The sequence below is a fragment of the Pseudomonas putida genome (assembly GCF_026625125.1).
In the GTDB taxonomy this organism is placed as follows: Bacteria; Pseudomonadota; Gammaproteobacteria; order Pseudomonadales; family Pseudomonadaceae; genus Aquipseudomonas; species Aquipseudomonas putida_X.
In genome coordinates, this window is sequence record NZ_CP113097.1 from 1 (window position 1) to 26,191 (window position 26,191).

Here is a 26,191-nt window from a genome sequence, read left to right on the forward strand (position 1 = left end):
GTGTCAGTGGAACTTTGGCAGCAGTGCGTGGAGCTTCTGCGCGATGAACTGCCTGCCCAGCAATTCAACACCTGGATCCGTCCGCTACAGGTCGAAGCCGAAGGCGACGAGTTGCGCGTGTATGCGCCTAACCGTTTCGTTCTCGATTGGGTGAATGAAAAGTACCTCGGCCGTCTGCTCGAACTGTTGGGTGAAAACGGTAGCGGCATCGCGCCTGCCCTTTCCTTATTAATAGGCAGCCGTCGCAGCTCCGCACCGCGGGCCGCGCCTAACGCCCCGGTCAGCGCTGCAGTGGCTGCATCCCTTGCGCAGACCCACGCGCAACCAGCAGCCGCGCCAGTCATGGCTGTTGCTGACCCGGTCTCGGTGCCTTCGGCGGAGCCTGCGCAGGCCTCGGATATGGCTGAGGCGCCGTCGCGAGACAGCTATGATTCGATGGCCGACAGCGCTCCGGCACCTGTCGCACCAGGTCGTACCGAACAGCGCAACGTTCAGGTGGAGGGTGCGCTCAAGCACACCAGCTATCTGAACCGTACGTTCACCTTCGAAACCTTTGTAGAGGGTAAGTCCAACCAATTGGCCCGGGCCGCCGCCTGGCAGGTTGCCGACAACCCGAAGCATGGCTACAACCCACTGTTCCTTTACGGTGGTGTGGGCTTGGGTAAAACCCACTTGATGCATGCTGTGGGTAACCACCTGCTGAAAAAGAACCCGAATGCCAAGGTGGTGTACCTGCATTCCGAGCGCTTCGTCGCGGACATGGTCAAGGCCTTGCAGCTCAACGCGATCAACGAATTCAAGCGCTTCTACCGTTCGGTCGATGCGTTGCTGATCGACGATATCCAGTTCTTTGCCCGTAAGGAGCGTTCTCAGGAAGAGTTTTTCCACACCTTCAACGCCTTGCTGGAGGGTGGTCAGCAGGTGATTCTCACCAGCGACCGCTATCCGAAGGAAATCGAAGGTCTGGAGGAGCGGTTGAAGTCGCGTTTCGGCTGGGGCCTCACAGTGGCTGTCGAGCCGCCGGAGCTCGAGACCCGCGTGGCGATCCTGATGAAAAAGGCCGACCAGGCCAAAGTCGAGCTGCCGCACGATGCCGCGTTCTTCATCGCTCAGCGTATTCGCTCCAACGTGCGTGAGCTTGAGGGGGCACTGAAGCGTGTCATCGCTCACTCGCACTTCATGGGCCGCGACATCACCATCGAGCTGATTCGCGAGTCGCTGAAGGACCTGCTGGCGCTGCAAGACAAACTGGTGAGTGTGGATAACATTCAGCGCACCGTGGCCGAGTACTACAAGATCAAGATCTCCGATCTGTTGTCCAAGCGCCGTTCGCGCTCGGTAGCGCGCCCGCGTCAGGTGGCCATGGCGTTGTCCAAAGAGCTGACCAACCACAGTCTGCCAGAGATCGGCGACATGTTTGGCGGTCGTGACCACACCACGGTGCTGCACGCTTGCCGCAAGATCAACGAACTCAAGGAATCCGACGCGGACATCCGCGAGGACTACAAGAACCTCCTGCGCACGCTCACCACCTGATGGCCGCCAGCGCAGCTAATTGAAGGCAAGGGACTAGACCATGCATTTCACCATTCAACGCGAAGCCCTGTTGAAACCCCTGCAACTGGTCGCCGGTGTCGTCGAGCGCCGTCAGACCTTGCCGGTCCTGTCCAACGTACTGCTGGTCGTGCAAGGCCAGCAACTGTCGTTGACGGGTACCGATCTGGAAGTCGAACTGGTAGGCCGCGTACAACTGGAAGAGCCGGCTGAGCCAGGCGAAATCACTGTCCCGGCGCGCAAGCTGATGGACATCTGCAAAAGCCTGCCGAACGACGTGCTGATCGATATCAAGGTCGATGAACAGAAGTTGTTGGTCAAGGCCGGCCGTAGCCGTTTCACCCTGTCGACCCTGCCTGCCAACGACTTCCCCACCGTGGAAGAAGGCCCAGGTTCGCTGACCTGCAACCTTGAACAGAGCAAACTGCGTCGCTTGATCGAGCGCACCAGCTTTGCCATGGCTCAGCAGGATGTACGTTACTACCTCAACGGTATGCTGCTTGAAGTGTCGCGCAATACCCTGCGTGCCGTGTCTACCGATGGCCACCGCCTTGCACTGTGCTCCATGAGCGCAGCCATCGAGCAGGATGAGCGGCATCAGGTCATCGTGCCACGTAAAGGTATCCTCGAACTGGCGCGCCTGCTCACCGACCCCGAAGGCATGGTCAGCATTGTCCTGGGCCAGCACCACATCCGTGCGAACACAGGCGAGTTCACCTTCACTTCCAAGCTGGTCGATGGCAAGTTCCCGGACTATGAGCGTGTACTGCCCAAGGGCGGTGACAAGCTGGTCATTGGCGATCGTCAGGCCTTGCGCGAAGCGTTCAGCCGTACGGCGATTCTTTCCAACGAGAAGTACCGTGGTATTCGTCTGCAGTTGGCAGCCGGCCAGTTGAAAATCCAGGCGAACAACCCGGAACAGGAAGAGGCGGAAGAAGAGATCAGCGTCGACTATGACGGTGCATCGCTGGAGATCGGCTTCAACGTCAGTTACCTGCTGGACGTCTTGGGTGTGATGACAACCGAACAGGTTCGCCTGATTCTCTCCGATTCCAATAGCAGTGCTCTGCTGCAAGAAGCAGGCAATGACGACTCGTCTTATGTTGTCATGCCAATGCGCCTGTAACCTGTAGCAGGCCAGATGTCCCTTCGACGTATCATGGTCACCGCGGTGCGCAACCTGCACCCGGTGACCCTCTCACCCTCCCCCCGCATCAATATCCTCTACGGCGCAAACGGCAGCGGCAAGACCAGTGTGCTTGAAGCGGTGCATTTGCTCGGCTTGGCCAGGTCGTTCCGCAGTACCCGACTGAACCCGGTCATTCAGTACGAGCAGGCAGCGTGTACGGTTTTTGGCGAAGTGCAGTCAGGCCAAGGCGGCATCAGCAACCTGGGTGTGTCGCGCGAGCGCGGGGGCGATTTCACTATCCGTATTGATGGGCAGAATGCCAAGAGCGCTGCGCAGCTCGCAGAATTGCTGCCCCTGCAGCTCATCAACCCAGACAGTTTCAGGTTGCTTGAAGGCGCACCGAAGATCCGCCGCCAGTTTCTCGATTGGGGAGTGTTCCACGTGGAACCTCGCTTCATGCCCGCGTGGCAGCGTCTGCAGAAGGCGTTGCGGCAGCGGAACTCATGGTTGCGGCATGGTACACTTGACCCAGCTTCGCAAGCCGCCTGGGACCGGGAATTGTGCCTGGCCAGTGCGGAAATAGATGAATACCGTCGCAACTATATCAAGGCCTTGAAGCTCGTCTTCGAGCAAACCCTGAGCGAACTGGTCGAGCTGGACGGGTTGACCCTTAGCTACTACCGAGGCTGGGACAAGGACCGGGAACTCAACGAAGTACTCGCCTCTTCTCTCCTTCGCGATCAGCAGATGGGCCATACCCAGGCCGGCCCGCAGCGTGCTGATCTGCGCCTTCGTCTGGCTGCCAATAATGCAGCCGACATCCTGTCGCGTGGTCAGCAAAAGTTGGTGGTTTGTGCTCTGCGCATTGCTCAAGGCCATCTCGTTAGCCAGGCTCGCCGCGGCCACTGTATTTATCTCGTGGATGACTTGCCGTCCGAGTTGGACGACCAGCATCGCCGTGCACTGTGCCGCTTGCTAGAAGAATTACGCTGCCAGGTGTTCATCACCTGTGTAGATCAAGAATTACTGAGGGAAGGCTGGCAGACGGAAACGCCAGTCGCTTTGTTCCACGTGGAACAAGGCCGTATCACCCAGACCCACGACCATCGGGAGTGAAGGCATGAGCGAAAATCAAACGTACGACTCCTCAAGCATCAAGGTGCTGAAAGGTTTGGATGCCGTGCGCAAGCGTCCCGGCATGTACATTGGCGACACCGATGACGGTAGCGGCCTGCACCACATGGTCTTCGAAGTGGTCGACAACTCGATCGACGAAGCCCTCGCCGGGCACTGCGATGACATTACCGTCATTATCCACCCGGACGAATCGATTAGTGTGCGCGACAACGGTCGCGGCATTCCGGTCGACGTGCATAAAGAAGAAGGCGTCTCCGCAGCCGAGGTCATCATGACCGTGCTGCACGCCGGCGGTAAATTTGATGATAACTCCTACAAGGTTTCCGGCGGTCTGCACGGTGTAGGTGTTTCGGTCGTAAACGCCCTGTCTGAAAAACTGGTGCTAACCGTTCGCCGTAGCGGCAAGATCTGGGAACAGACCTACGTTCATGGCGTTCCACAGGCGCCGATGGCCGTTGTGGGCGAAAGCGAAACTACCGGTACCCACATTCACTTCAAGCCTTCGGCTGAGACCTTCAAGAACATTCACTTCAGCTGGGATATCCTGGCCAAGCGTATTCGTGAGTTGTCGTTCCTGAACTCGGGTGTTGGCATCCTGTTGAAAGACGAGCGCTCGGGCAAAGAAGAGTTCTTCAAATATGAAGGCGGCCTGCGTGCATTCGTTGAATACCTGAACACCAACAAGACGCCGGTCAACTCCCAGGTGTTCCATTTCAACGTCCAACGTGACGATGGCGTAGGTGTTGAAGTCGCCCTGCAGTGGAACGACAGTTTCAACGAAAACCTGCTGTGCTTCACCAACAACATTCCACAGCGCGATGGCGGTACCCACCTGGTTGGTTTCCGCTCCTCCCTGACCCGTAGCCTTAACAACTACATCGAGCAGGAAGGCCTGGCCAAGAAGAACAAGGTTTCCACCACCGGTGACGACGCTCGGGAAGGCCTGACTGCGATCATTTCGGTCAAGGTGCCGGATCCGAAGTTCAGCTCCCAGACCAAGGACAAGCTGGTCTCCTCGGAGGTGAAAACCGCCGTGGAACAGGAAATGAACAAGTACTTCGCCGACTTCCTGTTGGAGAACCCCAACGAAGCCAAAGCGGTCGTCGGCAAGATGATCGATGCTGCCCGTGCCCGTGAAGCGGCGCGCAAAGCACGTGAAATGACTCGCCGTAAGGGCGCGCTGGATATCGCCGGCTTGCCGGGCAAACTGGCGGACTGCCAAGAGAAGGACCCTGCCCTTTCCGAACTGTACCTGGTGGAGGGTGACTCCGCAGGTGGCTCGGCCAAACAAGGTCGTAACCGTCGTACCCAGGCGATCCTGCCGCTCAAGGGCAAGATTCTCAACGTCGAGAAAGCACGTTTCGACAAGATGATCTCCTCCCAGGAAGTGGGCACACTGATCACCGCGCTGGGCTGTGGCATCGGCCGCGAAGAGTACAACATCGACAAGCTGCGCTATCACAACATCATCATCATGACCGATGCTGACGTTGACGGTTCGCACATCCGTACCCTGCTGCTGACCTTCTTCTTCCGTCAGCTGCCAGAGCTGGTCGAGCGTGGCTACATCTATATTGCCCAGCCACCGCTGTACAAAGTGAAGAAAGGTAAGCAGGAGCAGTACATCAAGGACGACGAGGCCATGGAAGAATACATGACCCAGTCGGCCCTCGAAGATGCCAGCCTGCACCTGGATGAATCTGCGCCAGCCGTTTCCGGTGTTCAGCTAGAGGTTTTGGTCAACGAGTTCCGCAGTGTAATGAAGACCCTCAAGCGTTTGTCTCGCTTGTACCCGGAAGAGTTGACCGAGCACTTCATCTACCTGCCGGAAGTTACCCTTGAGCAATTGGGCGACCATGCCGTCATGGAGAACTGGTTGGCCAAACTGCAGGAGCGCTTGAGCAATAGCCAGAAGTCTGGCCTGGTGTACAAGGCCACCCTGCGCGAGGACAAGGAGCGCAATGTGTGGCTGCCAGAAGTGGAAATCACCTCGCACGGCCTGGCCAGCTACATCACCTTCAACCGCGATTTCTTCGGCAGCAACGACTACCGCACGGTGGTCAACATCGGTTCCAAGTTGTCGAGCCTGCTGGGTGAAGGTGCTTATGTACAGCGTGGTGAGCGTCGCAAGGCGATCGTCGAGTTCAAGGAAGGCCTGGATTGGCTGATGAACGAGACCACCAAGCGACACACCATCCAGCGATACAAAGGGCTGGGTGAGATGAACCCGGATCAGTTGTGGGAAACCACTATGGACCCAACTGTACGGCGCATGCTCAAGGTCACCATCGAAGACGCGATTGCCGCCGATCAGATCTTCAATACCTTGATGGGCGATGCGGTTGAGCCTCGCCGTGACTTCATCGAAAGCAACGCGCTGTCGGTTTCGAACCTGGACTTCTGATCAGGTGTAGGTTCACAGAAAAGCTGCACGCTTTCACAAATAGATGACCGGCCGGGCTTCAACCATGGCCCCTGTCGGTCACCATCAAGCCCGCCTTCGCGGGCTTTTTTTTGCCTGGAATTCCTGCCGGGGCGCCCTACTCCGCTCATTGGAAAATGATGCAGATGGGGGGATTTGAGGAAGTGATTTGATGGGGCGCTGGAAGTGCTGAGAGGGTCGGCGGGCGGATCTGAGCAGCAGAGAGATTGAGAGGACTTTAAAACTAATATTTGAACACCTTAATAGTTAATTAAGCGTACGTGTTAAGTATTAATTTGAACAATTTAGTATGGAAATGGAATTTGGTGGAAGTTGCCATTTTGGATTTTTTGTAGATTTCGAAGGGATGTTGGAATAAGATCTATGACCAACTTTTCCGCTTTGCACTGAAGATTTTCAGCCAAATCAGCTGTTTGAAGCGAGAGCTTCAGACCTGATCCAAATTGCTCCAGCGATCACGAAGTGGCCGTTTAGAAATAAAGAGAGCAAGCCGATTGCTTTAGATTCTGATCAGTCATGAGAGTCATGACCAATGAGAGAAAAGGAGACCTGAAAATGTAGAAAAACGCGATCAATCCCGAGAGGACTGACCGCGCTTAGCGAAGCAGACTTGCGTCCTCAGAACCCGCAATGTCTGCTTTTTCGAAGCGACTGTCAATCCTCTCCCATTTTTTCGACCTTAGCGAGGTTACTCGACGGCACAGTGTTGCCTGTCGAAAGGCCTCACTTCGCCCGCCCTGCGCCTTGATTTTTTGGCGCAGCGTCGGCGCTCGTTTCGAGATTTTCGGAGGTGTTTCATGACAGTACGAAAGGTGGTCACGCGGCGGTCCAACCATTACCGCGGCTACTTCCCATCGCTCAAAAATAAAAAGCCTGTGCCCTGGGAGTCCCAGCTCGAAGGCGCTCTTTTTCGGCTTCTTGAGCTGTCTCCTGCGGTCATCGGCTACGTCCCGCAGCCCAGTGAGGAACGTGTTCCATCGCTCCAGGGCTACTTCAAATATTACCCAGACGTACAGGTTTTCCTCGCGGATGGGCGCGAGTGGTGGTTTGAAGTGAAGCCTCACGACCGACTGAAGATTGCCAGCGTCAGGCAGCGACTGGATGCCGCTGAGCGCTACTTCAACGCCACTGCCCGTAACTTTTCGGTGATCACTGAAAAGTTAATTGAAGCTGAACCCCTGGCTACCAATCTTAGAAGGCTGATGTATCACCGGCGCGGTCCAGAGCTTTCGCATCAGGCGTTGGAGGAGGTAATGGCGACCTTCAACGAATGGCCGCCTATGACCGTTGCAGATCTGCTCTACGTGGTTGGTGAGGGGAAAGCCTGGCGCTTGTTAGGCCTTGGGGTGGTGGGCATTGACCTTGATAGGTCAATTGACACTGACTCCCCGGTCTTCCTGCAAGGGGGGCACCGTCATGCAAACCTTTTCCCTTAGGGTGAAATTGGTCGTCATCGTTCGTGGCGTACTGATGGTGCTTGAGAAGAGGCTTATTGACCGGAAGCTGCTCTTTTTCGATGAGCTTGGTGAGCCCACGAAGCTATCCGAGAAGGAGTTCTATGAGGCCTACGAGAAGCGCGAGATCGAGATCTCCGCTGATCAGCCATACCTTGGGAGGGTTCCGTATGTGCGGAACGTCCCTCCAGATATTTCATGCTTCCCCAAAAAACATGGAGATGAGGCATTGCGTCGACGCAAGTATCTGGACGACCTAACTAAGCGCGGTAAATACAAGCTACCGGGTGACGAAGACATGATCAAGAAGCTTAGAGATATCGCCAAAAAGATTGGGGATGCGTGCGCACCCTCGGTTTCCACTATTCGACGTTGGGCAGCCAAATACATTGGCCAGAACGTAGTAAAGCTTATCCCTCAGCATGCCAAAAAGGGTCGGGCTGCCGCGATACAGGGAGAGCTCGAAGTTATTCTTGAAGGGGTGATTAATAAAACCTACCTGCAGGATACGATTCCAGCGGTCAGCGTGGTCGTTTCAGAATTCGAGGATCAGATAAAAGAGAGGAACAAAAGTCGTTTGCCTTCGGATCAGCTCAAGATCCCAAGCGGAATGACTGTCCGAAGGTACATCGCCAAGCTGGATCCGTACCTTGTGGATAAGGAGAGGCTCGGAAAACACGCAGCAGACAAGAAGCACCGTGTTGCGGCGGGTGTCCTACGTGTCCATGAGATTTTGGAACGTTGGGAAATTGATCACACCTTGTTGGACGTCCAGCTTGTGGATGAAACCTCGGGGCTGTGCATTGGGCGCCCCTATCTGACGATCGTCCTCGACCGCTTCTCTCGAATGGTGATGGGATATTTGCTCCACCTGTCGGCGCCAAATACGGAAACCGTGCTTCGTGTGATCGAACGCTCAATCCGTCCAAAAGCCGAATTGCTGAAGCGCTTTCCGAAAGTGAGAAATGAATGGTGGGCACGTGGGCTGCCGGCTCGAATAGTCCCAGACAACGCAGCGGAATTTCACGCGGGCGATCTCATCATGGGATTCAACGAGTTGGGTATCGAGATCATGTATCCCGCTTCAAGGGCCCCTCAAAGGAAAGGTGCCGTCGAACGCTTTTTCAGCACACAGAACCTGGGGCTTATCCACAACCTCCCGGGTACCACCTTCTCGAATATCCAGCAGCGTGGCGATTACGACTCGGAGAAGAATGCATGTTTCACGCTCCCTCAATTGGAGGCGGTGGTAGTGAAATGGATCGTCGATGGTTACCACCAGACTCCTCATCGGGGGCTGGACAACAGAACACCGGCTCAAGTCTGGGGGACTAGCGAGGCGAACCATGTCATCAGCCTTCCCGTCGACCTGGACTCGTTGGAGTGCATTCTGGCCAAGCGGGCCTCGGTGAAGGTTCACCATTACGGCATCGAGGTTGCCAAAGTGGGCTACCACTCTACGGAACTTGCTGAGCTCCGTATGCGTTTGGCAGACGGAGAAAAGGTAAACGTCCGCTATCGAGACGAAGCCGGGCACGTTTGGGTTCACGACCGCTTCAGAAACTTGTTCTTCAAAGTGCCCGCCAAAGATGAGCGAATGGCCGGTAAGAGCAGGGAGGTGTGGAAGGCTGCCGAGAAAGCGCTGCGAGAAAAATATAATGAGCAGCCTAGCTTCGAGGCTACGCACAGGTGCTACCAGGAAATTATGGAAGATGCAGACGAGGCCCGCCGTTCGCAGACGCTCAGAAAACGACGCGCAGCTGCCATAGCGAAAATCGACAAGGAGGGTCGAGTGACCGAAAGCACGCCTCCACCCAAGGTACTCGCTGAAGTGGAATGGACCGGTGACTCTATTCCTAACATTCCGCCAGCAGCCTTCAAGGTCTCGGTTCGTCGCCCTGCTGGGAGTTCTAAGCCATGAACGCCATCAATCTGTACGAATGCTACGAGCATGGTGAATACAGCTTTACGCTCCGCGATCGTTTTATTCACAGCCCTCAAGTCGAGCGAGCGTTGACGCGACTAGGCGATATCCACGGCGATAGTCGGCGTACCAGAGCAAGTAAAGGGTTGCTGATCCAAGGTCCAAGCGGAGTGGGCAAGAGCACATTGGTCAAGGAGTACATTCGGTCATTGGAGGAATTGGAGAGCCATGACCCACAGAAGCGGACAGTTCTGTTCGTCGAGATGCCTTCGTCTCCAACCAAAAAGAACCTGGCAGCAGCCATTTTGGCAGAGCTGAAGGATCCCTTCGCAGAGGCACGAGGACATTCGGCAGAGGTTAAATTTGCGCGAGTAGTCCTGCTGCTGAAGAACCTTGGCGTGGAGATGTTGGTCCTCGATGAGGCGCAGCACCTGGTCGATTATCGTCGTAATGGTGCGTATGAGGCAGCAGACTGGATCAAGAGTCTGATGAATGAAACCAGTATCGCGTTTGTTCTGATTGGGCTGAAGCGCACCGAAAATCTCCTGCTAGCAAACGAGCAACTGCGACGCAGGTTTTCGGCCACGGTGGCATACGATCGCTTCACCTTCTCCGCTAATACGTCTCTTCATTTCGTGATGTTGTTGCAGGCAATCGAGGGCGAACTGCCTGTTCAAACCATCAGTTTTGTAGAGCCAGCGATGATTAAACGCTTCTACCTGGCTTCCTATGGATTGATCGACTACCTCATCAAGATTGTGGACAGGGCTGTTTGGCTGGTTCAAGTCCAGGACCTTGTCGGGATTGAACTTCCTGTGCTGGCCCAGGCTTTTGAAGACGAGGTTTGGAGCTACGCCACCGAGGATCGAAACCCCTTCAGTGCGAGCTTCAATTTCCAGCCTCTGTTCGGGAAGCGGGAGCCGTTTGAGACGTTCGAAGAGAGCAGTACCTGACGGCCAAGGGCCGGGCTTATCGGCCCGGCTCTACTCCCCTGATTTTTATGTCTTCGATTTCATGGATGTGTAGGAATGTTTGGTCTTTTAATCAACCCACGACCACACCAAGACGAAAGTCTTTTGGGGTACCTGCAGCGCCTGGCGAAAGCCAACGGATTACCCAGAAAGGAACTGCTCACCGCCTTTGCACGAGCCGACGAGACCGATGTTGCGGACTGGCTGCAGATGATGGAAGGACCACTGAGCTGGCCTGCGGTATCTGCTGAGTTTCGTGATCCAAGGCCCAAGGGGGTCAAGTTATGGACGACTCATCACGCTCGTTACTGTCCGATCTGTTTGGGCGAAGCCGGTTATTGGAGAGAAAGCTGGGGCTTGACCCTGGTTACGACGTGTTCTGTCCACGGCACTGAACTCCACGGGCGGTGCCCCAACTGTCTGAAGGAAACCGATCCAAGCGCAATGAGTGCGAATAGTTGCCAAGCGTGTGGCACCTCATTGAGTGGGACCAATTTTGAGATCGCGCCGGCGAGTGATACGGCCGCCTGGCTCACCTCTGGCTTTGAAGATAGGTTTTACGCCGACTCGTTGCCAGCTGACGCGGGATTGGCGGCCCTCACCTACGAACAGTTTCACGAGTTGTCATCGCGTCTCGCTGTCAGAAGTTTGCCTACGGAAAGAACCCAGCCGCTGAAGGTTGCTGATTCGGGTTCGCTAGAGATATCGCGGCTTATGGCAAACGCGGCGGGCGTGGTTCTCATGAACTGGCCTCTCGCATTCAGAGAACTGCTGAGTGGCCTCAAGGCAGTCCATTCCGATAACGAACATTGGACGCTCAGCAGATCGTTCGGCCCGATATACCACGACATCCACCGTGATCTGGATGACTCTTGTTTTGACTTTCTTCGTCGAGAGTTCGAATCATTTCTGCAGCATGCGTGGGAAGCACCGTTAGCGAAGCGAAATCGCAATTTGAGTGAGGAGACGATTGAGAGACATCGTTGGGTGTCGTTCGATTCTGCTGCTGAAGCTTGTGGTCTCGGGGTATCAGTCATAAAACGCCTTCATCAGGAGGGACAAATCGCCTATCGGGAGAAGGTCCATGAAGATCGAGTCTTTACGGTCGTGGACCTGGATCATTTGAAGGCAATCTCGCAGCATCTCCAGGGCGTGGCTGATATGAAAGAAACCTCGACTTTGCTAAGCCTCTGTCGCAATCGGGTTAGGCAGCTGCTAGCTGGTGGTACCCTCCAGTTCTTTGGTGGAGAACCGCGCCCAGGCGAAAGGTGGCTGATTGACTGCCGCTCGATCAACGAATTGATTGATGAGAAGCTGCCTACCAGCTCTGACCAGAGCCTGGTGTCGATCAACTACTTGGCCAAGCATTCTCTGCCCAAGGGGGGTGGGTTGGTCGAGTTGGTTCAGGCAATACGTGCAGGTGAACTTCGCGCTTACGGCCCAGCTGAGAATGGCTCGGTTGCGGTAGGGGCGTGGTTACTCAAGCCGCAAGATTTTGCAGCGTGGCAACAAGCCCGAGCTGAGAACAAGAGTCCGGTCTTTCCCGGCCTGTCGGTAGTCAAGGCTGCTGCGCTGTTAGGCGTCAAAGAACAATGCGCATACGCGTTCGTTCGACTGGGTCTGCTATGGAGCACTGCTGTCGAACGAGGCCGGCGTACGCAATTGATGGTTAAGCCTCAAGCCATCGACAGATTCAGGCGTGGCTATATCTTGGGACCGGAGATTGCGGTGTATTTGGGGAAGTCGACCAGGGAGGCGTTCAAGCACCTTTGGGAGGCCAGGTTTCGCCCCGTTGCGGGGCCATCCATTCCAAACGCGGCTTGCCGGCAGTACGTTTGGGTAAGAAGCAAAAAGCTGATCGATTACCTCGCAAGTGAAGCCGCCCAGATCGACGATCCTGAAGCCATCACGTTTTTATCCACACCGATCGCTCAGCCTCGTGATTGCCGATTCAGGCATGTGGGATCAAGATAGTTAGCACGCTTTCTTTCTTGATTGCTAAAATCATCGAACCCATTTTGGAGAATCTTATGTCCCGTCTCGCTGAATTCCGCCTGCTCGAACAACAGCTCGCAGCCCAACTGGCGGAGCTGGAAGCGCTGAAAAATGACTCTGCCCTGAAGCAGGAAATGGAATTTGAAACGAAGCTGCGCAGTTTGCTCAACGAGTATGGCTACGGCCTGCGCCAAGTGGTGCTGATCCTCGATCCGCAAGCGGTGGCTTCCACTGATATGGCCCCAAAAACCTCTCGGAAACCACGCGAAGTGAAGGTCTACAAGAATCCACACAGCGGAGAGGTTGTTGAGACCAAGGGTGGTAATCAGCGTACGCTTAAGGCCTGGAAAAACGAGTATGGCGCTGAGGTAGTCGAGTCTTGGCTCGCCAATTGATTGCACTGCAGGCGGCTTCTGGCACGAGATGAATCGTGGTGCGCCCCGAATGCAAATTCCCATTCTGGGGCGTGACGAAATTTTCTGCGGGTGGTGGTGACACACAGTTTATGCGCATTAAATAGAGGTCCACTTCAAAAAATGGACTCTCCAAAATGCGGAATGCTCTCGTCTCAATCTCAGTGAACACCATCGCAAGCCTCCTGACTGCGCTTGTGCTTCACTGGATCACCCCTCCTCTTTCCGACCTCTCCATTCAGCCAATCACGGCCTCAAACTCTGGATCCAAGAGCTCTTCGTGCTCTTCGTAGATGAGAAATCTGGACCAGACAGCACGTTTCTGAACCACCCCATCAGAGCAAGCGTTCCCCTGGATTGAGCTATCTGGTGACGATTCGTTGAGTTTCTTCTCACTGCTAGGAAGAGCTCTGATTAAAAATTCGTGCTTCCTCAGAGGCTTAGCGATGGTGTCTGTAGAGGCTTTTCTGGAATGACGAGTAAGCTCCTGATGGAGGCGTTTTCTGCACTCCATTCCTCACGGGGACCGCTTGTCAAATCGAAAGGCCCTGCTATACAGTTCTTGTCAAAGGATTTGTCAAATGATGTAGAATCCGGTCCCTCGTTGGGGAGCGGTGGAGGAGTTAACATGTCAGAACGCGAAGGGGTCTTAGCAAGGGCGCCGCTTATCTATGCGTTGAGCGTAATCAGATTTGCCCCGATTCTTAAGCTGCCAAAGCTGATCCCAGACATTCAGCACACGATCCGTCAGAGCCTCCCGGGCTTCTTCCAGATGGTCAAGGGCGTGCCGCCTGGAGTGATGCACAGCGGAGAACCGAATTCTTGGGCGTTCCTTAATCGGGATGCTGACTACGCGTGCGTGCTGGCCATGGATCACATGATCCTGCAAAGCACAAATTATCTTCATTTTGATAACCACTTAGCGCTTTTCCGTGAGTGCATTGAGGCGCTGGTAGGGCAAGCAGGTGCATTGGATATCACCGCTATCGGGATGCGGTACGTCGATAAAATTGAACCAGCTGAAGGTGAGACCCTAGCCGACTACCTTCCGGAAGCCATGCTCCCACTTAAATGCGATGAGCTAGCGGCGCATGGGAAAGTCCCCAAGGAGCAGCTTGGAATCTCTACTACCACCTACCATCTAGATCCGGAGTATCTGCACATCAGATGCTGGCGGCAGACTGGTATGTGGATACCGGAAGATTTGGTCGAGCCGGCCATGGTTTTCGAAATTGCTAAGCAATCGAGGAATTCATCCAAGCATGGTGCTCCTCTGCAAGGTGCATTTGTGCCTGTTAGCGAAAATGGTGCTCTTCTCGATACGGATGCGCATTGGCCGCTGCAGTTAGCCGAACGACTGGGAACCGAGGAGATCTGCACGAGACTCGACGGTTTGCATAAGACTGCTAACTTTGCTTTTAGGACAGTCGCGAAAGATCATGCCTTTGAGGTTTGGGGGAAGGCGAAATGACTACAGCAATGAATGGGCAATGGATTGATCCTACCGGGGCTGCTGTAAGCAGATCTTCTACTTGGGAAAACCCTGAAATTGCTCCGCGTGTAGGTAGCACGACAGCAAACCCTGTATTGGCGATTGCTTTCACAGCGATGCTGGCCGTTTCGGTAGTAGTCGCTCCTGGGACTGCCTCCCTGCCCTATCCACAACTTATCGGCTCAGCAGGCATGAGCTTTCATGGCGTGCATGCTGGTGCCTGGACCGAGGTGGACACCAGCCAGGATGCCAATGTTACCGAAGACGTAGCGCCGGCCTTAATCGAGGAGCTTAGGAGCGACTTCAAGTTGTCAGATAGCTCCATCGCGCAGATCTTCAACGTGTCTCGTCAGACCGTGTACAATTGGCGGACTGGAAAAACCGCCACTGGTTTTCCCGAGAGGCTTGCGGCTTTAACTGAGGCGTTGCGCCAAGTTAACGCCGAAGAAGCGCAGTATCTGCATCGGGTGCTTTTCTATCCAACCGCCGATGGCCGCCTGATTCAGGATGCGCTTTCGGATGAAGCGTGGAATCGAAATGGCGCTAAAGGTGTGTACGGAATGGTTGCGGAGTTGGCTGGCAAGGCGCAGCAGCTACGTGATAGGGACCTCAAAACCATCGCCAGGTTAGAAAAATCGGGCGGTTCGAATTTGGTTTGATTATGGCTGATACACCTGAGCAAGAGATCGTAAGTGCCATTAGCGCTGCTGGTTGGCTGCAAGGAGATACCGTCTCAGGTGACGCCTTGATTGAACACATATCCGAGGAGGTCCTGAAAGGCCAATTCGAGGGGGTGGCTCCAGCTTATTGGATGTTGGCCTCCCATTCCTGCACGGTGCATGCACGCAACCTTTGTGATGCGCCGTGGATAGAGTGGATTGCCGTTAAGGTAAAGAAAAAGGCCTTCGATAAGCAGCTGCACGCCCTCAATCCACGTACGCTGCACCTGCAGCACGCGGAAAAGCAGGTTATGGAGCTCAAGATTCACAAGCGTGTGTGGACCAAGAGAGCCGTGCTTCCGACGCTCCACCGAAATCCGGTAATCACGCTGAGCGAAGAAAACGGTCAGTATTTCTCATACTGGATGTCCCACCATTACAACCGTATTGCGATGCCGGACGAGTTGGTCAACCGCCTGAAGGCAGACCAAGGTGACGACGGCATGAAGGGCATCGCCGTGCTTGTCGACGATTTCCTCCATCAGAACAACCAATTTTTCGCTAGTGCTTGGGTTTCCTTCAACCCCAAGGGCGAGATTCGCGACCCGGCTGAGCCCTACGAGGTGGTGTTCCGGTTTTTGACCAAACGAGAGCACGCCAGGCGCGCAAATGAGCTGCACGACCAGCTGAATGAAGTGCTCGGGGTGGCCAGAAATCTCAACGATGGGCTGTACTTCGGTGGAGCAGACGTCACGGTGCTACAAGACTTTACCATGCTCGATGCGGAAGACTTCGTGCGGTACAACCTTCACGACTGGCTCAGTGTTGGGGATACCGATGAAGATGAAGAAGGTGCCGATGATGCTGACTGAGCTGCTATCGGCCTCCCCTTTAGGATCTGGGTTTGACCTTAGCTGACCGGCTGCTCTACAAACCAATTGATTTTCTCCGGAGCCGGTGTCACTGTCGCTCCAAGAATAGCCCCCACGCCTCGGGCAGGTCCCAGACCTGTACTGCGCATCAGGGGGTTAGTTGTTTCTAGGGCCCGCCCAGGTCGATCAGGCATGCTTTGGGCTGGCCTCAAACCAGTGGGTGACCACCAAAAGGGTCAGTTAGGCCTACTGCTGCCTATCCTCGCTCGTTACCATCCAGAAACCCTCTATTGATACGGTTTCAGCAAAGATGGATGTCTATAAGCTCCGCATCGAAGACACAGAAAGCAAGATCATCGACAAGGAAGGTTTCGAGGCCGAGACCTTCCGCAGAGATCCGTGGTACCAGCCTGGAAGTGCGGGCAAGCTAGCTCAGTTTGCTGTATGCCCGGCATGCGACAACCCTGTCCAGCTGGTTGGGCTGTATGAGCTACCGCCTAACGTGAAGAACCCATTCGGGAAACATGCTACTAAGAGCATTCGCGGCATCGCTCCATTTGATAGTGAGGCCCGTAACGATTGCCCGTACTTCAAGCCTCGCCAGCATAAGAAAACAGAACGAAAAACCAGGTTTGACGGCGTCCCGCGGAAGATTCTCAAGCTATTGATCGAACAGTTCGATCGCGTGGTTTACATCCTGGAGAAAGAGACCCAACTGGTCCTTTCCGAGAACGCGTTGAGAGGCATGCTGCAGCGTTACAAGGGAGAGCGTGGCTACCTCTATACCGGCGCGACGCTTCGCAATGTGCCATGGATCTTTGCTTACATGTCGGACGCCACCCGCCTGTTTGGCCAGAAGGTCAGTGGAAATGCTGAGCTGGTGAAAGCTATTGCCGCTGAGGTGCCGGGGGCGGAAATCAGCAGCACTGGTCGGCTGGAATCGAAGAAGGTGCCTGGTTCGAAGGCGGCATATTTTGATCTCAAAATGAGTTTCATCCGCCATCGAATCGTCAAAGACAGTGAAGCGTCTGGCTTGGTTGAAAGCATGGAGTTTGTAGTGTCACAGCCTCGCGGAGGTGAGCTTGAGCACATTCACAAGGAAGTCATCAAATTCGATTCGGCTTGGTTCGAATCTCTTATCCGGATGCCGGTTGATCATCCTTATCGCAGAATGGATAGAGTGAAGATGGCCCGGGAGGAACTGGGCGATCTGCTGGAGCTGACTCAGGCCTGAGGAGGCCTGCTGTAAACCACTTTTTTTCACTGTAAACCACAGTGGTTTACAGTGAAAAAAGTGGTTTACAACGTAGCTATGACACGCGCCCTGGCCACTCCCCAGGCCAGCGCGCTCCTCATTGGTTCGTTCAGCCGGACGTCGAACACCTGTGCTGCTCGGGGCCTTGCCACGCCGCGGTGTCCTATAATTCATCTTCAGCTGAATGGAGCAAAATGTTGTGAAGCGCACATTCATTGGAATGGTCGAGGCTGGTGAGCCACTGATGAGGCAAGCGCTTGAAGCTATCCGACAGGCCCACGAAGCGGAGGCTGCTGGATTGCCAGACCTTGAGGTACAGCGTCTTCACCTATTGGCAGATTCGCTCTATCAGGCGGTCATTGATTTTCAGCTCCTCAAAGCAGGTAAACCACCGTCGACTATCCAGTGAGGACCTGCCGCTACATGACGAAAAAGATACCAGCTCTTCTCCCCGACCACCCCATGTATACCGACGCAGTGGATGCGATGAAGCAATACCACGAGGCGCAGGCTTCTGGCTCATCTGCCGAAGAGGTTGAGCGCCTGCGTCAAATCGCAGAATCACAATTTCGGGCTGTCAGCGAGTATCAGCTCAACGCTCTGGGATATCAGTCTCGTCGTCCGCACTGAAGGGATAACCGATCCGGAGGTAGCTTCAGAATCCATCAAGCCAAGCGGAAGACTCACGACTGGGTCCGATTGATCAGCGAGACAGTCGGGAAGGTTTGCACACAGCCCAAACAAAAAAGCAGCTCCCGAGAGCTGCTTTTTTCTTACTCGCCCTTTTTGTGCTTGTGGGGTTTCAGGTCCGGATGGTCCTTCTGCTTTTCAGGGGTGACTCGCTGCCTTTTGTCCGGAGTGCCATCTTCATTGGTGCGCTTTGGGCCTGGCTTGATGCTCATGCAAAACTTCCTTTTCCGCTTGGGTTGTTGAATGCAGCTATGTAATTAGTCCAGCTTCTCTCAGCTGTCAAAGCAGGCTGGTGCAGAACCGCCTGGCCGATGATCCGGTCCACATCGAACATTCAGAGGCCAGAATAAAAGCCTCCGGCCAAGGGCTTGCAAGGGGCTGTAAAATCCAGCGCTGAGCGATACGAAGACGTCTGGACGTTCATCATGCCGAGCACGGTGTGGAACAGGTTGTCGTGGCTCAGCGATGACGTGGTTTGAGCTTTCAAACAACCCACGTTGACCTTTTCACTCTTCGCGAGCGAGTCAGACATCCAAAGTACCAACGGCACCTTTGTTTGCTCGTCAGGAGCCATCGCGTAAGGCAGCCCATGCAGATAGAGCCCACCCTCCCCCAGCGATTCGCCGTGGTCCGAAACGTACATCAGCGCAGTGTCGAACTTGGTGTTGGCCGCCAAGATATCGATGAGATTTGCAGTCACATAATCGGTATAGAGGATTGAGTTGTCGTAGGCATTGACCACCTCCTCCTGCTTACATTTGTCGAGCTCGTTGGTCTCGCACACCGGTGCGAATTTCTTGAATTGCGAGGGGTAGCGCTTGTAGTAGGCCGGGCCGTGACTGCCTTTGTAGTGGAGCACCAGGACAGCATCGCCTTCCTGGCGCTTGATGAAGTCTTGCATCTCCGTGAGCAGCACCCCGTCCTTACACTCCTCGCTGGTGCACAGTTGGGAATCCGCGTGAGAGGCAGCCTTGTGGTTGGGAACCCTGTCGCAGACCCCTTTGCACCCCGAGTTGTTGTCAGTCCACATGACACTGATGCCAGCGCGTTGAAGCACGTCGAGCAGCCCTTCTCGGCTCTTGGCCAAGCCATCTTTGTACTGGGCCTTACCCACGTCCAGGAACATGCATGGCAGCGAGACCGCGGTAGCGGTGCCGCAGGAGCTCACGTTCGTGAAGCTAATGACATTTCGCTTTTCTAGTTCCGGATTCGTTTCACGGGAGTAGCCGTTGAGGGAGAAGTTGGCGGAGCGAGCGGTCTCTCCTACTGCCAGTACCAGCAGCCTGGGTTTACGAGCCGCACCCTGTCGATTAACTACCGCATCAGTACCAATGGCCGTCAGCGTTTTAGGTGAGGCCAGCTGACGCTTCAGGCACCCATGCGAATACTATGACTGGGAGGCTGGCCGCTAGCAGCCAGTTCACTTCATCGGTTTTGAATACCAGCTTCCAGAGCACGTTCCGGAGCTCTGCGTTCGCGAATAGCAGCAACCAAAAAGTCACCAGGCCGATTAGCAAATTAGTACTGATGCCTTTCTGCCGCGCATTGCGAATAGCAAAGATCCATTTGCTTAACAGGGTGTGAACAATGGATTTGGAAGGTGTCATTATCAAACTCTGGAAGCTGCTTATCCATGGCGGTAGCTATGGAGTTAGCGGGAGCTACAAGGCAAGCCGTCGACAGATGCTAAGCGATTGCGCAATGTGCGGAGCGCCAGAGGCCTTAGGCCCCTAGGCGTTGGAGACGCTTAGTATGTGTGAGGCATAGGGATAAAAAGAGAAATGAATCTCGCTGAGCGCATTATTTCCGGGACCTGATAACGACACGATGACCTCGGGATTACAATGCTGACAGAAATCCAATAACAGCTGTTTTGATTGTCATTGATCACGCTATGATCAAAATTAGGGGGATACCACCCACTAAAAGCAATACGCCGCTCAGCTAGATAAATTTAATTTCACAAACAAAACGGTTTCGTTTTGTCGTAGGCTAATTTTGAACTTCCAATTAAACTTACAAGTCTTTTTCGCGAGCAGAACATTATTTTCAACTTTTGCTCGTTAATATGTCACCCATCAATGAGGGGCGAATACCATGAGCTTTTTCAAAAACATCCTGGGCGAGCACCATGGCCGTGGAAACCACGGTGGAGGCAAGCACCACAGCGGGGGACATGGGGCCGAGCAGTATGATCGCCATGGCCGGCAGCAGGGCTGCGACGGCGGTAATCAGGTGTATGACGGCGGGCGCCCTGCCACTCCTGCCCCCATCAAAGATCTGCAGGGCTGCAGGCAGTGCCGGACGGCCAACGATCCGTCAGCACGCTTTTGTCTAAACTGCGGAACACCGCTATCGAGTGGTTGCACCGCCTGCGGCTCGCTGCTGAGTGCAGGGGCAAGATTTTGCAGTCAGTGTGGCCAAGCGACGCTCTAAGGCTAGGTAGACAGGAAGGCCAACGAGACCACAACCCTGCGCAAGGAGAAATACGTGGGTTCAAATCATGACCATGGCAGCGCCGCAGTACGCGAGGGGCATCAGAAGAAGCTAATCATGGCGCTCGCCTTGACTGGCAGCTTCATGATTGCAGAAGTGATCGGTGCGTGGATTACCGGCAGCCTGGCGCTGCTGTCGGACGCATCTCACATGTTTACAGATACTGCCGCCTTGGCGATCTCACTGATTGCACTTCAGATAGCCAAGCGGCCGGCGGATCAAAAAAGAACCTTCGGCTATGCGCGTCTGGAGATTCTGGCTTCGACGTTCAACGCCGTGCTGCTCTTTCTCGTGGCAATGTACATCTTGTACGAGGCCTACCAGCGCTTCTTCATGCCGGCGGAGATCGCTACGGGAGCGATGATGTGGATCGCAATCGCCGGCCTGATCATCAACCTAATCTCGATGCGCCTTCTGGCATCAGCGAGCAACGAAAGCCTCAACGTCAAAGGAGCCTACCTCGAAGTTTGGAGCGACATGCTCGGCTCGCTAGGCGTAATCATCGCGGCGCTCATCATCCGCTTCACCGGCTGGACCTGGGTCGACACGATTGTCGCTGTGGCAATCGGCCTTTGGGTACTTCCGCGGACGTGGCAACTGCTTCGCGAAAGCCTGGGAATCCTCATGGAGGGTGTGCCGAGGGGGCTCGACGTTACGGCAATCGAGGCCACGATCCTCGGGGTAGATGGCGTCACGGACGTACATGACTTGCACGTCTGGGCCGTCAGCAGTGGCAGCAACGTGATGACGTCGCACGTAGTAATACGGGATTCTGCAGATGGGGATGCTGTGCTGGCGGCCGTCGTGGAAGCTGTCAGCGATGCATTCGAAATCCATCACTGCACCATCCAGATCGAGCGGGCAGCTTTCCACGAGAGCGTTCCCTCGCCTTCGCACTGATCGATCGGTAACACCATGCAAACACATCACCTTCCTGGCTGAGGGTGATGCTGCAATAGAAATGCGGTGAGGGATGGCGTAAACGGCAGGAGCGCTTCGAGAGGGGTTGGTGAATGGCTTCGCCTGCCCCCGTCCACAACCTCCAGAAGGCTCAGCGATGGCTTGGATCATCACGAAGTACCTACTCACTGCCGGTATAGTGATTCTCGTATCAGAGCTGGCGAAACGCAGTGACAAGCTGGGCGGCCTGGTCGCCGCCCTACCCTTGGTCACGGTGTTGACGCTGGTCTGGCTCTACTTGGAGAACCAGAGCATGGAGAAGATCGCCAACCATGCCTGGTACACGTTCTGGTACGTGCTTCCGACCCTGCCGATGTTTATCGCTTTTCCGTTGCTGCTACCTAAGCTCGGCTTTTGGCCGACACTGATCTGCAGCATCCTCATCACAATGGCCAGCTTCGGGGGCTTCGTGATACTGCTGCGCCGGTTCGGCATTGAGCTTCTGTGATCCGGTGGCCGTAGGGATCATCTTGATGAGTCTTAACGGCTATTAACGCACTCGCCCTTCACTAGGTAGCGAACCATGTGCAGTTCGCCTTTCGAGTCTTCGTAGGTCATCATGCTTCTTACATCCCCGCAGTACCGCACGCTGGGTGATACATACACCAACTTACCAACGTCCAGGTCCATGCCGTAGGCGTAGTCTTCTAGTTGAGGCATGGGCTTTTTTACGCGTTGAGCATAATCCGCAGTAGCCTCTCTAGCAGAACGCTCGATGCGTTGATTAATCTCCATACCGCTTTGGGCATTGGCTGTTAGTGATGTAAAGAGCATAAACACGGCGATCGCTGATACTGTAGTGTTCATAAGAAGTCCCTTAATAAAAAAGCGCCCGTAGGGGGCGCTAAAATTCACCTACCAAAGGAGCGTATGGTTTACAGGTGAATGCACTGGCGCGAACAACTGCTCGATGCTCTTGCCAAGCTGCTTTGAAATGAGACAATTTCCAAAGCAGCGATGCCTCTTCCGCTGCCCTTAAACTAGCAAAGGAGGCTAACACCAAGATGATCGCGCAATTACAATTTGGACATGTAATAGATTGTAAGATAAATATTCGAGAGAATATCGAGCCGCCACGTGAACTAATTTGCAGAAAGGCGCTGCAGTTTACGGCCGTGCATGGGGACTGCCTGCGTGGCGCCCTCGATCCAAGGCCATTACCAGTCCTTGCAAGCTAGCGACCGAAATGCTGCCTGTCCTGGCCGATTCCACCTATCAGGCGAAGCTGTCGTACTCCGTCGCAGGCCCCAGAATCCGCTAAGCTAAGAGATGGAGCCTGCATGACTGTCAGAAATCTTGCGGCTACATTACAAATTTGTAGGATTTCGCCGCGGCCAGCTTCTTCGCGTTAAGATTCAAGCGTCCTCAGGTGACCCGGCGTATGGACAGAGGTAGCGACTACCACATGCCATACCCCCAGCCAAACTTTCCAACAGCCTGCAACCATAATCTTGGCGGATTAGGCCAACTCCTTCCTCATACCTTGAGATAAGTTATGCGCGTTCTAGTTGTGGAAGACGAAATTAAAACTGCCGAATATCTTCAGCAGGGCCTATCCGAAAGCGGGTATGTTGTAGATATCGTGCACAACGGTGTAGATGCCCTGCACTTGTTCAACACTAATGTCTATTCGTTGGTCCTGCTGGACGTGAACCTCCCAGGTATCGACGGCTGGGACCTGCTGGAAACCATCCGTAAAACCAGCCGGGTCCGTATCATCATGCTGACCGCCCGCGGACGCATCAATGACAAGCTCAAGGGCTTGGACGGCGGCGCGGATGACTACCTTGTGAAACCATTCGAATTTCCTGAACTGCTTGCTCGCATCCGTTCGCTACAGCGCCGTGGTGATGAGTTAGTCGAGAAGAGCTCACTGAAAATTGCCGACCTGGAACTCGACTCCGTCCGCCATCGCGTTTTCCGCAGTGGCACACGCATCGATCTCACCACCAAGGAGTTTGCGCTCCTGCACCTGCTTATGAGCCGAACGGGCGAAGCGCTGACTCGCTCTCAGATCATCTCGTTGGTCTGGGATATGAATTTCGACTGCGACACCAATGTCATCGATGTCGCCATCCGGCGCCTGCGCTCTAAGATCGATGACCCGTTTGAAACCAAGCTCATTCACACGCTCCGTGGCGTTGGGTACGTTTTTGAGGAACGCGCATGAGGCCATTCAGCCTGGCTGCAAAGCTGGGATTAAAAGTTGGATTGATGAGCGCAGCGCTGCTGCTGATGTTCGCTACCTTCGGTTACATGATGGTTGGGCAAGCACTGGATAGAAATGCTCGCATCGATCTCGGCGTCAAAATGGAGGCAATGGCGCACAGCCTTTCCGAAATTACTGATATTGCCGATGTCAGTTCAGATTCGCACAAGCTGGTGGATTTGGTCACAGGCCAGAACAACCTCTACGTAAGCATCTACAGGTCCGCAGAGAGTGAAGATCCTTTACTCACCATCGGTTCCAAACAGATCAATCGAGAGGTTCATAGGTTCCAAGCTGCGGCGCAGACCACGGAATACGAGTGGAGCGACTATAATGGACGGCCCCTGCTCAGTGCTTCTCAGGCCATGACTCTGGGCGATGGTACGGAGGTCGGCGTCTACATGACTGCTGATCAGTCATCCAATGAAGCACTACTCGATGCTTTGCTAACCTGGGGGCTGATGATGTCCCCTGTCATCCTCGCGTTGATCCTGGCCATTGGCTGGTGGACTGTGCGCAGAGGCCTGCTGCCTCTGACCAAATTCCTCAAGGTAGCGTCAAAGATCTCAACCGAGAGCCTCGACCATCGCCTTCCAACTGATGGGATGCCAGCAGAACTCAAGAAGCTCGCCGACGGTATCAACATCATGCTGGCTCGCCTGGATGATGGGGTTCAGCAGCTTTCGCAGTTCTCTGACGATCTCGCTCATGAACTTCGAGCACCGCTTTCCAACCTTATGGGTAAGGCTCAGGTAGCCTTGACCAGAGAACGATCACTTTCCGAATACCGGGAGGTTCTGGAGTCGTGCACAGAAGAGCTGGACCGCATGAGCCGCATGGTTTCGGACATGCTGTTCTTGGCCCAGGTCAGTCATCCAGCATCAATGGTGGAGTTCGAACCCGTCTCCTTGGTCGACGAGGTTCAGCGAGTGTGCGATCTCTTCAGCATTTCGGCAGAAGAAGGCGAGATCCAGCTGCAGATCTCTGGCAGTGATGACGTGGTGCGCGGGAACCGCCTGATGGTTCAACGTGCCGTCTCGAATTTGGTCTCGAACGCGATCCGTTACTGCCCTCGTGGCCGCACGGTCTACGTGAAGGTGCAGCATAGTGCGAGCGGTACGACGTTGAGTGTCGGCAACCCCGGCCGCGGTATCGCCAAGGAACACCACGCGCACTTGTTTGAGCGGTTCTACCGTGTGGACAAGAGCCGAGCACGGAGCGAAGGCGGTACCGGTCTTGGCTTGGCCATTGTGCAGTCGATCATGAGTCTGCACCAGGGATCGGCGAGCGTGGAGGTGACCGAAGAAAACTTCACCTGGTTCCACCTTCACTTTCCGGAAGCCCAGCAAATGCAGCCGGCAATGACCGCCGCTTAAATTGCGCAGACACGATTAGGCCCGTCAATCGACGGGCCTTTTGTTTGCCTCAATGCATCAGTGCCGAAGGACCACAGGGTCCATGGGCGACCGCAGAATCACCGACTTAATAATCTTCTGTTCGTCAGGATTGGCGTTTTTCCACAGGTGTGAGAAGTACTGAGCATTCACTTTCTCTTGAGCACTTACGCTGCCGGCGGCATCGATCAGGCGCATGGTCGAGTAGACACAGATCAGCGCCAGAATGAAGAACGCCGTGGCGACCACCATCACATAACGCTTGGCCAGCACCGGTGCCCGCTTGAGCTCCTGGATAGAGGCGTCCGCCGCCTTTGTCGCTGCTGTAAGCTCCGAGATCAGTGGCTGGATGGCGGTGTCGACTCCGCGGCATGCAGCTGAATACGCTGATGCAGCGGCGCGCAAGGCAACCTCCTCCGCGTTCGACCAAGCCTTCTCCGCCTTTCGCACCTCCTCCTGAATCTGCCGGCCGACAGCGTCCACCTGCTCCACCAGTTCGTTCGACCTCTCCAGAACAGCGCTGGAGGTGCGCGTCTGCGAGGTCAGCTCATCGAGCTGGACAGTGAGTTTTTCAGTGCAGCGGCGAAAGTCACCGATAGCAACTGCCCAGGGCTCTATGTCATTCATGGCTATCTCCTAGGGCGGCCAACAACGCCGCGCTGAATTAACGCGCTAGATATCAAAATTGTAATTTAAGAGAAAATTCGAAGTCGCCCTCGACAGTGCCGAGATAGACATGATCCTTCCAGATTTGAAGATTTAACGCATCCTATCTGCAGCCTAAATTACGGAATTGTAATTATTGACTCACCTTGTCGTTAGCTTCGTGTTCCTAAACTACAAACCAACAAAGGCCGCTAATCAGGTAGGCCTAGTATGAACCGAGGTTCACAATGAAATTTGTCAAATCTATCGCTATTGGCAGCCTGCTGCTGGGTCTCATGGGTACCGCTTACGCTGAAGGCGGCTTCGAGCGAGCGAAACAGTTCAACGAGAACTTCCGAACCGAACAGGCTCGCCTATGGAGCGATGACGCTTCGGACCAGAACAAACAACAAGTCGCTCAAGAGCAAAAGAAAGAAAGCAAGGATGGTAGGGAACAAGCCGACAATTAATCGGCGGTTAAATAGGACTTCAAATGACA

Annotated in this window: 23 protein-coding genes and 2 pseudogenes; 21 read left to right on the plus strand and 4 right to left on the minus strand. The window is 54.7% G+C overall.

Going from position 1 to position 26,191, the window contains the following annotated elements:
- Nucleotides 1-62 precede the first annotated feature (62 nt).
- The 15 genes and pseudogenes from dnaA to OSW16_RS00075 all read left to right on the plus strand — a co-directional run.
- Nucleotides 63-1,533: pseudogene (dnaA, locus tag OSW16_RS00005) on the plus strand (chromosomal replication initiator protein DnaA); the annotation flags it as partial.
- Between the two features lie 43 nt (nucleotides 1,534-1,576).
- Nucleotides 1,577-2,680 (plus strand): DNA polymerase III subunit beta, encoded by a 1,104-nt coding sequence (gene dnaN, locus OSW16_RS00010; RefSeq protein WP_012312006.1) that lies wholly within the window; start codon nucleotides 1,577-1,579, stop codon nucleotides 2,678-2,680.
- Between the two features lie 15 nt (nucleotides 2,681-2,695).
- Complete coding sequence (gene recF, locus OSW16_RS00015; RefSeq protein WP_267819828.1) at nucleotides 2,696-3,799, plus strand: DNA replication/repair protein RecF; 1,104 nt, start codon at nucleotides 2,696-2,698, stop codon at nucleotides 3,797-3,799.
- A gap of 4 nt (nucleotides 3,800-3,803) precedes the next feature.
- Nucleotides 3,804-6,224 (plus strand): DNA topoisomerase (ATP-hydrolyzing) subunit B, encoded by a 2,421-nt coding sequence (gene gyrB / locus OSW16_RS00020; protein WP_267819830.1) that lies wholly within the window; start codon nucleotides 3,804-3,806, stop codon nucleotides 6,222-6,224.
- 836 nt (nucleotides 6,225-7,060) lie between these two features.
- Nucleotides 7,061-7,699 (plus strand): TnsA endonuclease N-terminal domain-containing protein, encoded by a 639-nt coding sequence (locus OSW16_RS00025; protein WP_011953077.1) that lies wholly within the window; start codon nucleotides 7,061-7,063, stop codon nucleotides 7,697-7,699.
- Nucleotides 7,680-9,638, plus strand: a complete 1,959-nt coding sequence (locus tag OSW16_RS00030) for a DDE-type integrase/transposase/recombinase (RefSeq protein WP_011953078.1) — start codon at nucleotides 7,680-7,682, stop codon at nucleotides 9,636-9,638. The genes OSW16_RS00025 and OSW16_RS00030 overlap by 20 nt, the downstream gene beginning before the upstream one ends.
- Entirely contained in the window at nucleotides 9,635-10,594 is a 960-nt protein-coding gene (locus OSW16_RS00035) for a TniB family NTP-binding protein (RefSeq protein ID WP_010951429.1), read from the plus strand. Before OSW16_RS00030 ends, OSW16_RS00035 begins: the two co-directional genes overlap by 4 nt.
- A 75-nt stretch (nucleotides 10,595-10,669) precedes the next feature.
- Entirely contained in the window at nucleotides 10,670-12,586 is a 1,917-nt protein-coding gene (locus OSW16_RS00040; RefSeq protein ID WP_010951430.1) for a TniQ family protein, read from the plus strand.
- A 56-nt stretch (nucleotides 12,587-12,642) separates the two neighbouring features.
- Entirely contained in the window at nucleotides 12,643-13,002 is a 360-nt protein-coding gene (locus tag OSW16_RS00045) for a histone-like nucleoid-structuring protein, MvaT/MvaU family (protein WP_010951431.1), read from the plus strand.
- 646 nt (nucleotides 13,003-13,648) lie between these two features.
- The gene (locus OSW16_RS00050) at nucleotides 13,649-14,491 is read left to right on the plus strand and encodes a TIGR04255 family protein (RefSeq protein ID WP_010951432.1); all 843 of its coding nucleotides are present in this window, start codon (nucleotides 13,649-13,651) and stop codon (nucleotides 14,489-14,491) included.
- A complete protein-coding gene (locus OSW16_RS00055) occupies nucleotides 14,488-15,171 on the plus strand; it encodes a transcriptional regulator (RefSeq protein ID WP_126404318.1) in 684 nt (227 codons plus the stop codon). The genes OSW16_RS00050 and OSW16_RS00055 overlap by 4 nt, the downstream gene beginning before the upstream one ends.
- 2 nt (nucleotides 15,172-15,173) lie before the next feature.
- On the plus strand, nucleotides 15,174-16,043 hold the full coding sequence (locus OSW16_RS00060; protein ID WP_153443019.1) for a hypothetical protein: 870 nt from the start codon (nucleotides 15,174-15,176) through the stop codon (nucleotides 16,041-16,043).
- A 310-nt stretch (nucleotides 16,044-16,353) separates the two neighbouring features.
- Complete coding sequence (locus OSW16_RS00065) at nucleotides 16,354-17,277, plus strand: hypothetical protein (protein ID WP_011953102.1); 924 nt, start codon at nucleotides 16,354-16,356, stop codon at nucleotides 17,275-17,277.
- Nucleotides 17,278-17,482: 205 nt separating this feature from the next.
- Entirely contained in the window at nucleotides 17,483-17,707 is a 225-nt protein-coding gene (locus tag OSW16_RS00070) for a hypothetical protein (protein WP_011953103.1), read from the plus strand.
- A gap of 14 nt (nucleotides 17,708-17,721) precedes the next feature.
- Nucleotides 17,722-17,928, plus strand: coding sequence for a hypothetical protein (locus OSW16_RS00075; RefSeq protein ID WP_011953104.1), 207 nt, complete (start codon nucleotides 17,722-17,724; stop codon nucleotides 17,926-17,928).
- A 143-nt stretch (nucleotides 17,929-18,071) separates the two neighbouring features.
- On the opposite strand, the gene OSW16_RS00080 is transcribed toward OSW16_RS00075, so the two are convergent.
- Together OSW16_RS00080 and OSW16_RS00085 are read right to left on the minus strand one after the other, a co-directional pair.
- A complete protein-coding gene (locus OSW16_RS00080; RefSeq protein ID WP_003253468.1) occupies nucleotides 18,072-18,200 on the minus strand; it encodes a hypothetical protein in 129 nt (42 codons plus the stop codon).
- A 122-nt stretch (nucleotides 18,201-18,322) separates the two neighbouring features.
- Nucleotides 18,323-19,595: pseudogene (locus OSW16_RS00085) on the minus strand (phosphoethanolamine transferase).
- Between the two features lie 490 nt (nucleotides 19,596-20,085).
- On the opposite strand from OSW16_RS00085, the gene OSW16_RS00090 reads away from it, so the two are divergent.
- The 3 genes from OSW16_RS00090 to OSW16_RS00100 all read left to right on the plus strand — a co-directional run bounded on the left by OSW16_RS00090 (nucleotide 20,086) and on the right by OSW16_RS00100 (nucleotide 21,892).
- Complete coding sequence (locus OSW16_RS00090; protein WP_095041103.1) at nucleotides 20,086-20,424, plus strand: zinc ribbon domain-containing protein; 339 nt, start codon at nucleotides 20,086-20,088, stop codon at nucleotides 20,422-20,424.
- Between the two features lie 54 nt (nucleotides 20,425-20,478).
- Nucleotides 20,479-21,384, plus strand: coding sequence for a cation diffusion facilitator family transporter (locus OSW16_RS00095; RefSeq protein ID WP_095041102.1), 906 nt, complete (start codon nucleotides 20,479-20,481; stop codon nucleotides 21,382-21,384).
- 157 nt (nucleotides 21,385-21,541) lie between these two features.
- Nucleotides 21,542-21,892, plus strand: coding sequence for a DUF3147 family protein (locus tag OSW16_RS00100; RefSeq protein ID WP_095041101.1), 351 nt, complete (start codon nucleotides 21,542-21,544; stop codon nucleotides 21,890-21,892).
- A gap of 32 nt (nucleotides 21,893-21,924) precedes the next feature.
- Here OSW16_RS00100 and OSW16_RS00105 read toward each other — a convergent pair whose 3' ends face one another.
- Nucleotides 21,925-22,251 (minus strand): DUF2790 domain-containing protein, encoded by a 327-nt coding sequence (locus tag OSW16_RS00105; protein ID WP_095041100.1) that lies wholly within the window; start codon nucleotides 22,249-22,251, stop codon nucleotides 21,925-21,927.
- A gap of 688 nt (nucleotides 22,252-22,939) precedes the next feature.
- Between OSW16_RS00105 and OSW16_RS00110 the strand changes: the two genes are divergently transcribed.
- Nucleotides 22,940-23,614: a heavy metal response regulator transcription factor gene (locus OSW16_RS00110; protein WP_047279654.1), complete on the plus strand. Its 675-nt coding sequence runs from the start codon at nucleotides 22,940-22,942 to the stop codon at nucleotides 23,612-23,614.
- Entirely contained in the window at nucleotides 23,611-25,029 is a 1,419-nt protein-coding gene (locus tag OSW16_RS00115) for a heavy metal sensor histidine kinase (protein WP_267819851.1), read from the plus strand. The genes OSW16_RS00110 and OSW16_RS00115 overlap by 4 nt, the downstream gene beginning before the upstream one ends.
- A 57-nt stretch (nucleotides 25,030-25,086) precedes the next feature.
- Here the strand turns inward: OSW16_RS00115 and OSW16_RS00120 are convergent, their stop codons facing one another.
- Nucleotides 25,087-25,674 carry a hypothetical protein gene (locus OSW16_RS00120; RefSeq protein ID WP_010951442.1) on the minus strand — a complete coding sequence of 196 codons (588 nt, stop codon included), beginning with the start codon at nucleotides 25,672-25,674 and terminating at the stop codon, nucleotides 25,087-25,089.
- Nucleotides 25,675-25,940: 266 nt separating this feature from the next.
- Between OSW16_RS00120 and OSW16_RS00125 the strand changes: the two genes are divergently transcribed.
- Nucleotides 25,941-26,162, plus strand: coding sequence for a hypothetical protein (locus tag OSW16_RS00125; RefSeq protein WP_047279652.1), 222 nt, complete (start codon nucleotides 25,941-25,943; stop codon nucleotides 26,160-26,162).
- Nucleotides 26,163-26,191 lie beyond the last annotated feature (29 nt).

Bases quoted from the DNA above. Each gene is read 5' to 3' on its own strand.
- dnaN (WP_012312006.1), top strand. From the start codon at position 1,577: ATGCATTTCACCATTCAACGCGAAGCCCTGTTGAAACCCCTGCAACTG.
- recF (WP_267819828.1), top strand. From the start codon at position 2,696: ATGTCCCTTCGACGTATCATGGTCACCGCGGTGCGCAACCTGCACCCG.
- gyrB (WP_267819830.1), top strand. From the start codon at position 3,804: ATGAGCGAAAATCAAACGTACGACTCCTCAAGCATCAAGGTGCTGAAA.
- OSW16_RS00025 (WP_011953077.1), top strand. From the start codon at position 7,061: ATGACAGTACGAAAGGTGGTCACGCGGCGGTCCAACCATTACCGCGGC.
- OSW16_RS00030 (WP_011953078.1), top strand. From the start codon at position 7,680: ATGCAAACCTTTTCCCTTAGGGTGAAATTGGTCGTCATCGTTCGTGGC.
- OSW16_RS00035 (WP_010951429.1), top strand. From the start codon at position 9,635: ATGAACGCCATCAATCTGTACGAATGCTACGAGCATGGTGAATACAGC.
- OSW16_RS00040 (WP_010951430.1), top strand. From the start codon at position 10,670: ATGTTTGGTCTTTTAATCAACCCACGACCACACCAAGACGAAAGTCTT.
- OSW16_RS00045 (WP_010951431.1), top strand. From the start codon at position 12,643: ATGTCCCGTCTCGCTGAATTCCGCCTGCTCGAACAACAGCTCGCAGCC.
- OSW16_RS00050 (WP_010951432.1), top strand. From the start codon at position 13,649: ATGTCAGAACGCGAAGGGGTCTTAGCAAGGGCGCCGCTTATCTATGCG.
- OSW16_RS00055 (WP_126404318.1), top strand. From the start codon at position 14,488: ATGACTACAGCAATGAATGGGCAATGGATTGATCCTACCGGGGCTGCT.
- OSW16_RS00060 (WP_153443019.1), top strand. From the start codon at position 15,174: ATGGCTGATACACCTGAGCAAGAGATCGTAAGTGCCATTAGCGCTGCT.
- OSW16_RS00065 (WP_011953102.1), top strand. From the start codon at position 16,354: ATGGATGTCTATAAGCTCCGCATCGAAGACACAGAAAGCAAGATCATC.
- OSW16_RS00070 (WP_011953103.1), top strand. From the start codon at position 17,483: ATGGAGCAAAATGTTGTGAAGCGCACATTCATTGGAATGGTCGAGGCT.
- OSW16_RS00075 (WP_011953104.1), top strand. From the start codon at position 17,722: ATGACGAAAAAGATACCAGCTCTTCTCCCCGACCACCCCATGTATACC.
- OSW16_RS00080 (WP_003253468.1), bottom strand. From the start codon at position 18,200: ATGAGCATCAAGCCAGGCCCAAAGCGCACCAATGAAGATGGCACTCCG.
- OSW16_RS00090 (WP_095041103.1), top strand. From the start codon at position 20,086: ATGAGCTTTTTCAAAAACATCCTGGGCGAGCACCATGGCCGTGGAAAC.
- OSW16_RS00100 (WP_095041101.1), top strand. From the start codon at position 21,542: ATGGCTTGGATCATCACGAAGTACCTACTCACTGCCGGTATAGTGATT.
- OSW16_RS00105 (WP_095041100.1), bottom strand. From the start codon at position 22,251: ATGAACACTACAGTATCAGCGATCGCCGTGTTTATGCTCTTTACATCA.
- OSW16_RS00110 (WP_047279654.1), top strand. From the start codon at position 22,940: ATGCGCGTTCTAGTTGTGGAAGACGAAATTAAAACTGCCGAATATCTT.
- OSW16_RS00115 (WP_267819851.1), top strand. From the start codon at position 23,611: ATGAGGCCATTCAGCCTGGCTGCAAAGCTGGGATTAAAAGTTGGATTG.
- OSW16_RS00120 (WP_010951442.1), bottom strand. From the start codon at position 25,674: ATGAATGACATAGAGCCCTGGGCAGTTGCTATCGGTGACTTTCGCCGC.
- OSW16_RS00125 (WP_047279652.1), top strand. From the start codon at position 25,941: ATGAAATTTGTCAAATCTATCGCTATTGGCAGCCTGCTGCTGGGTCTC.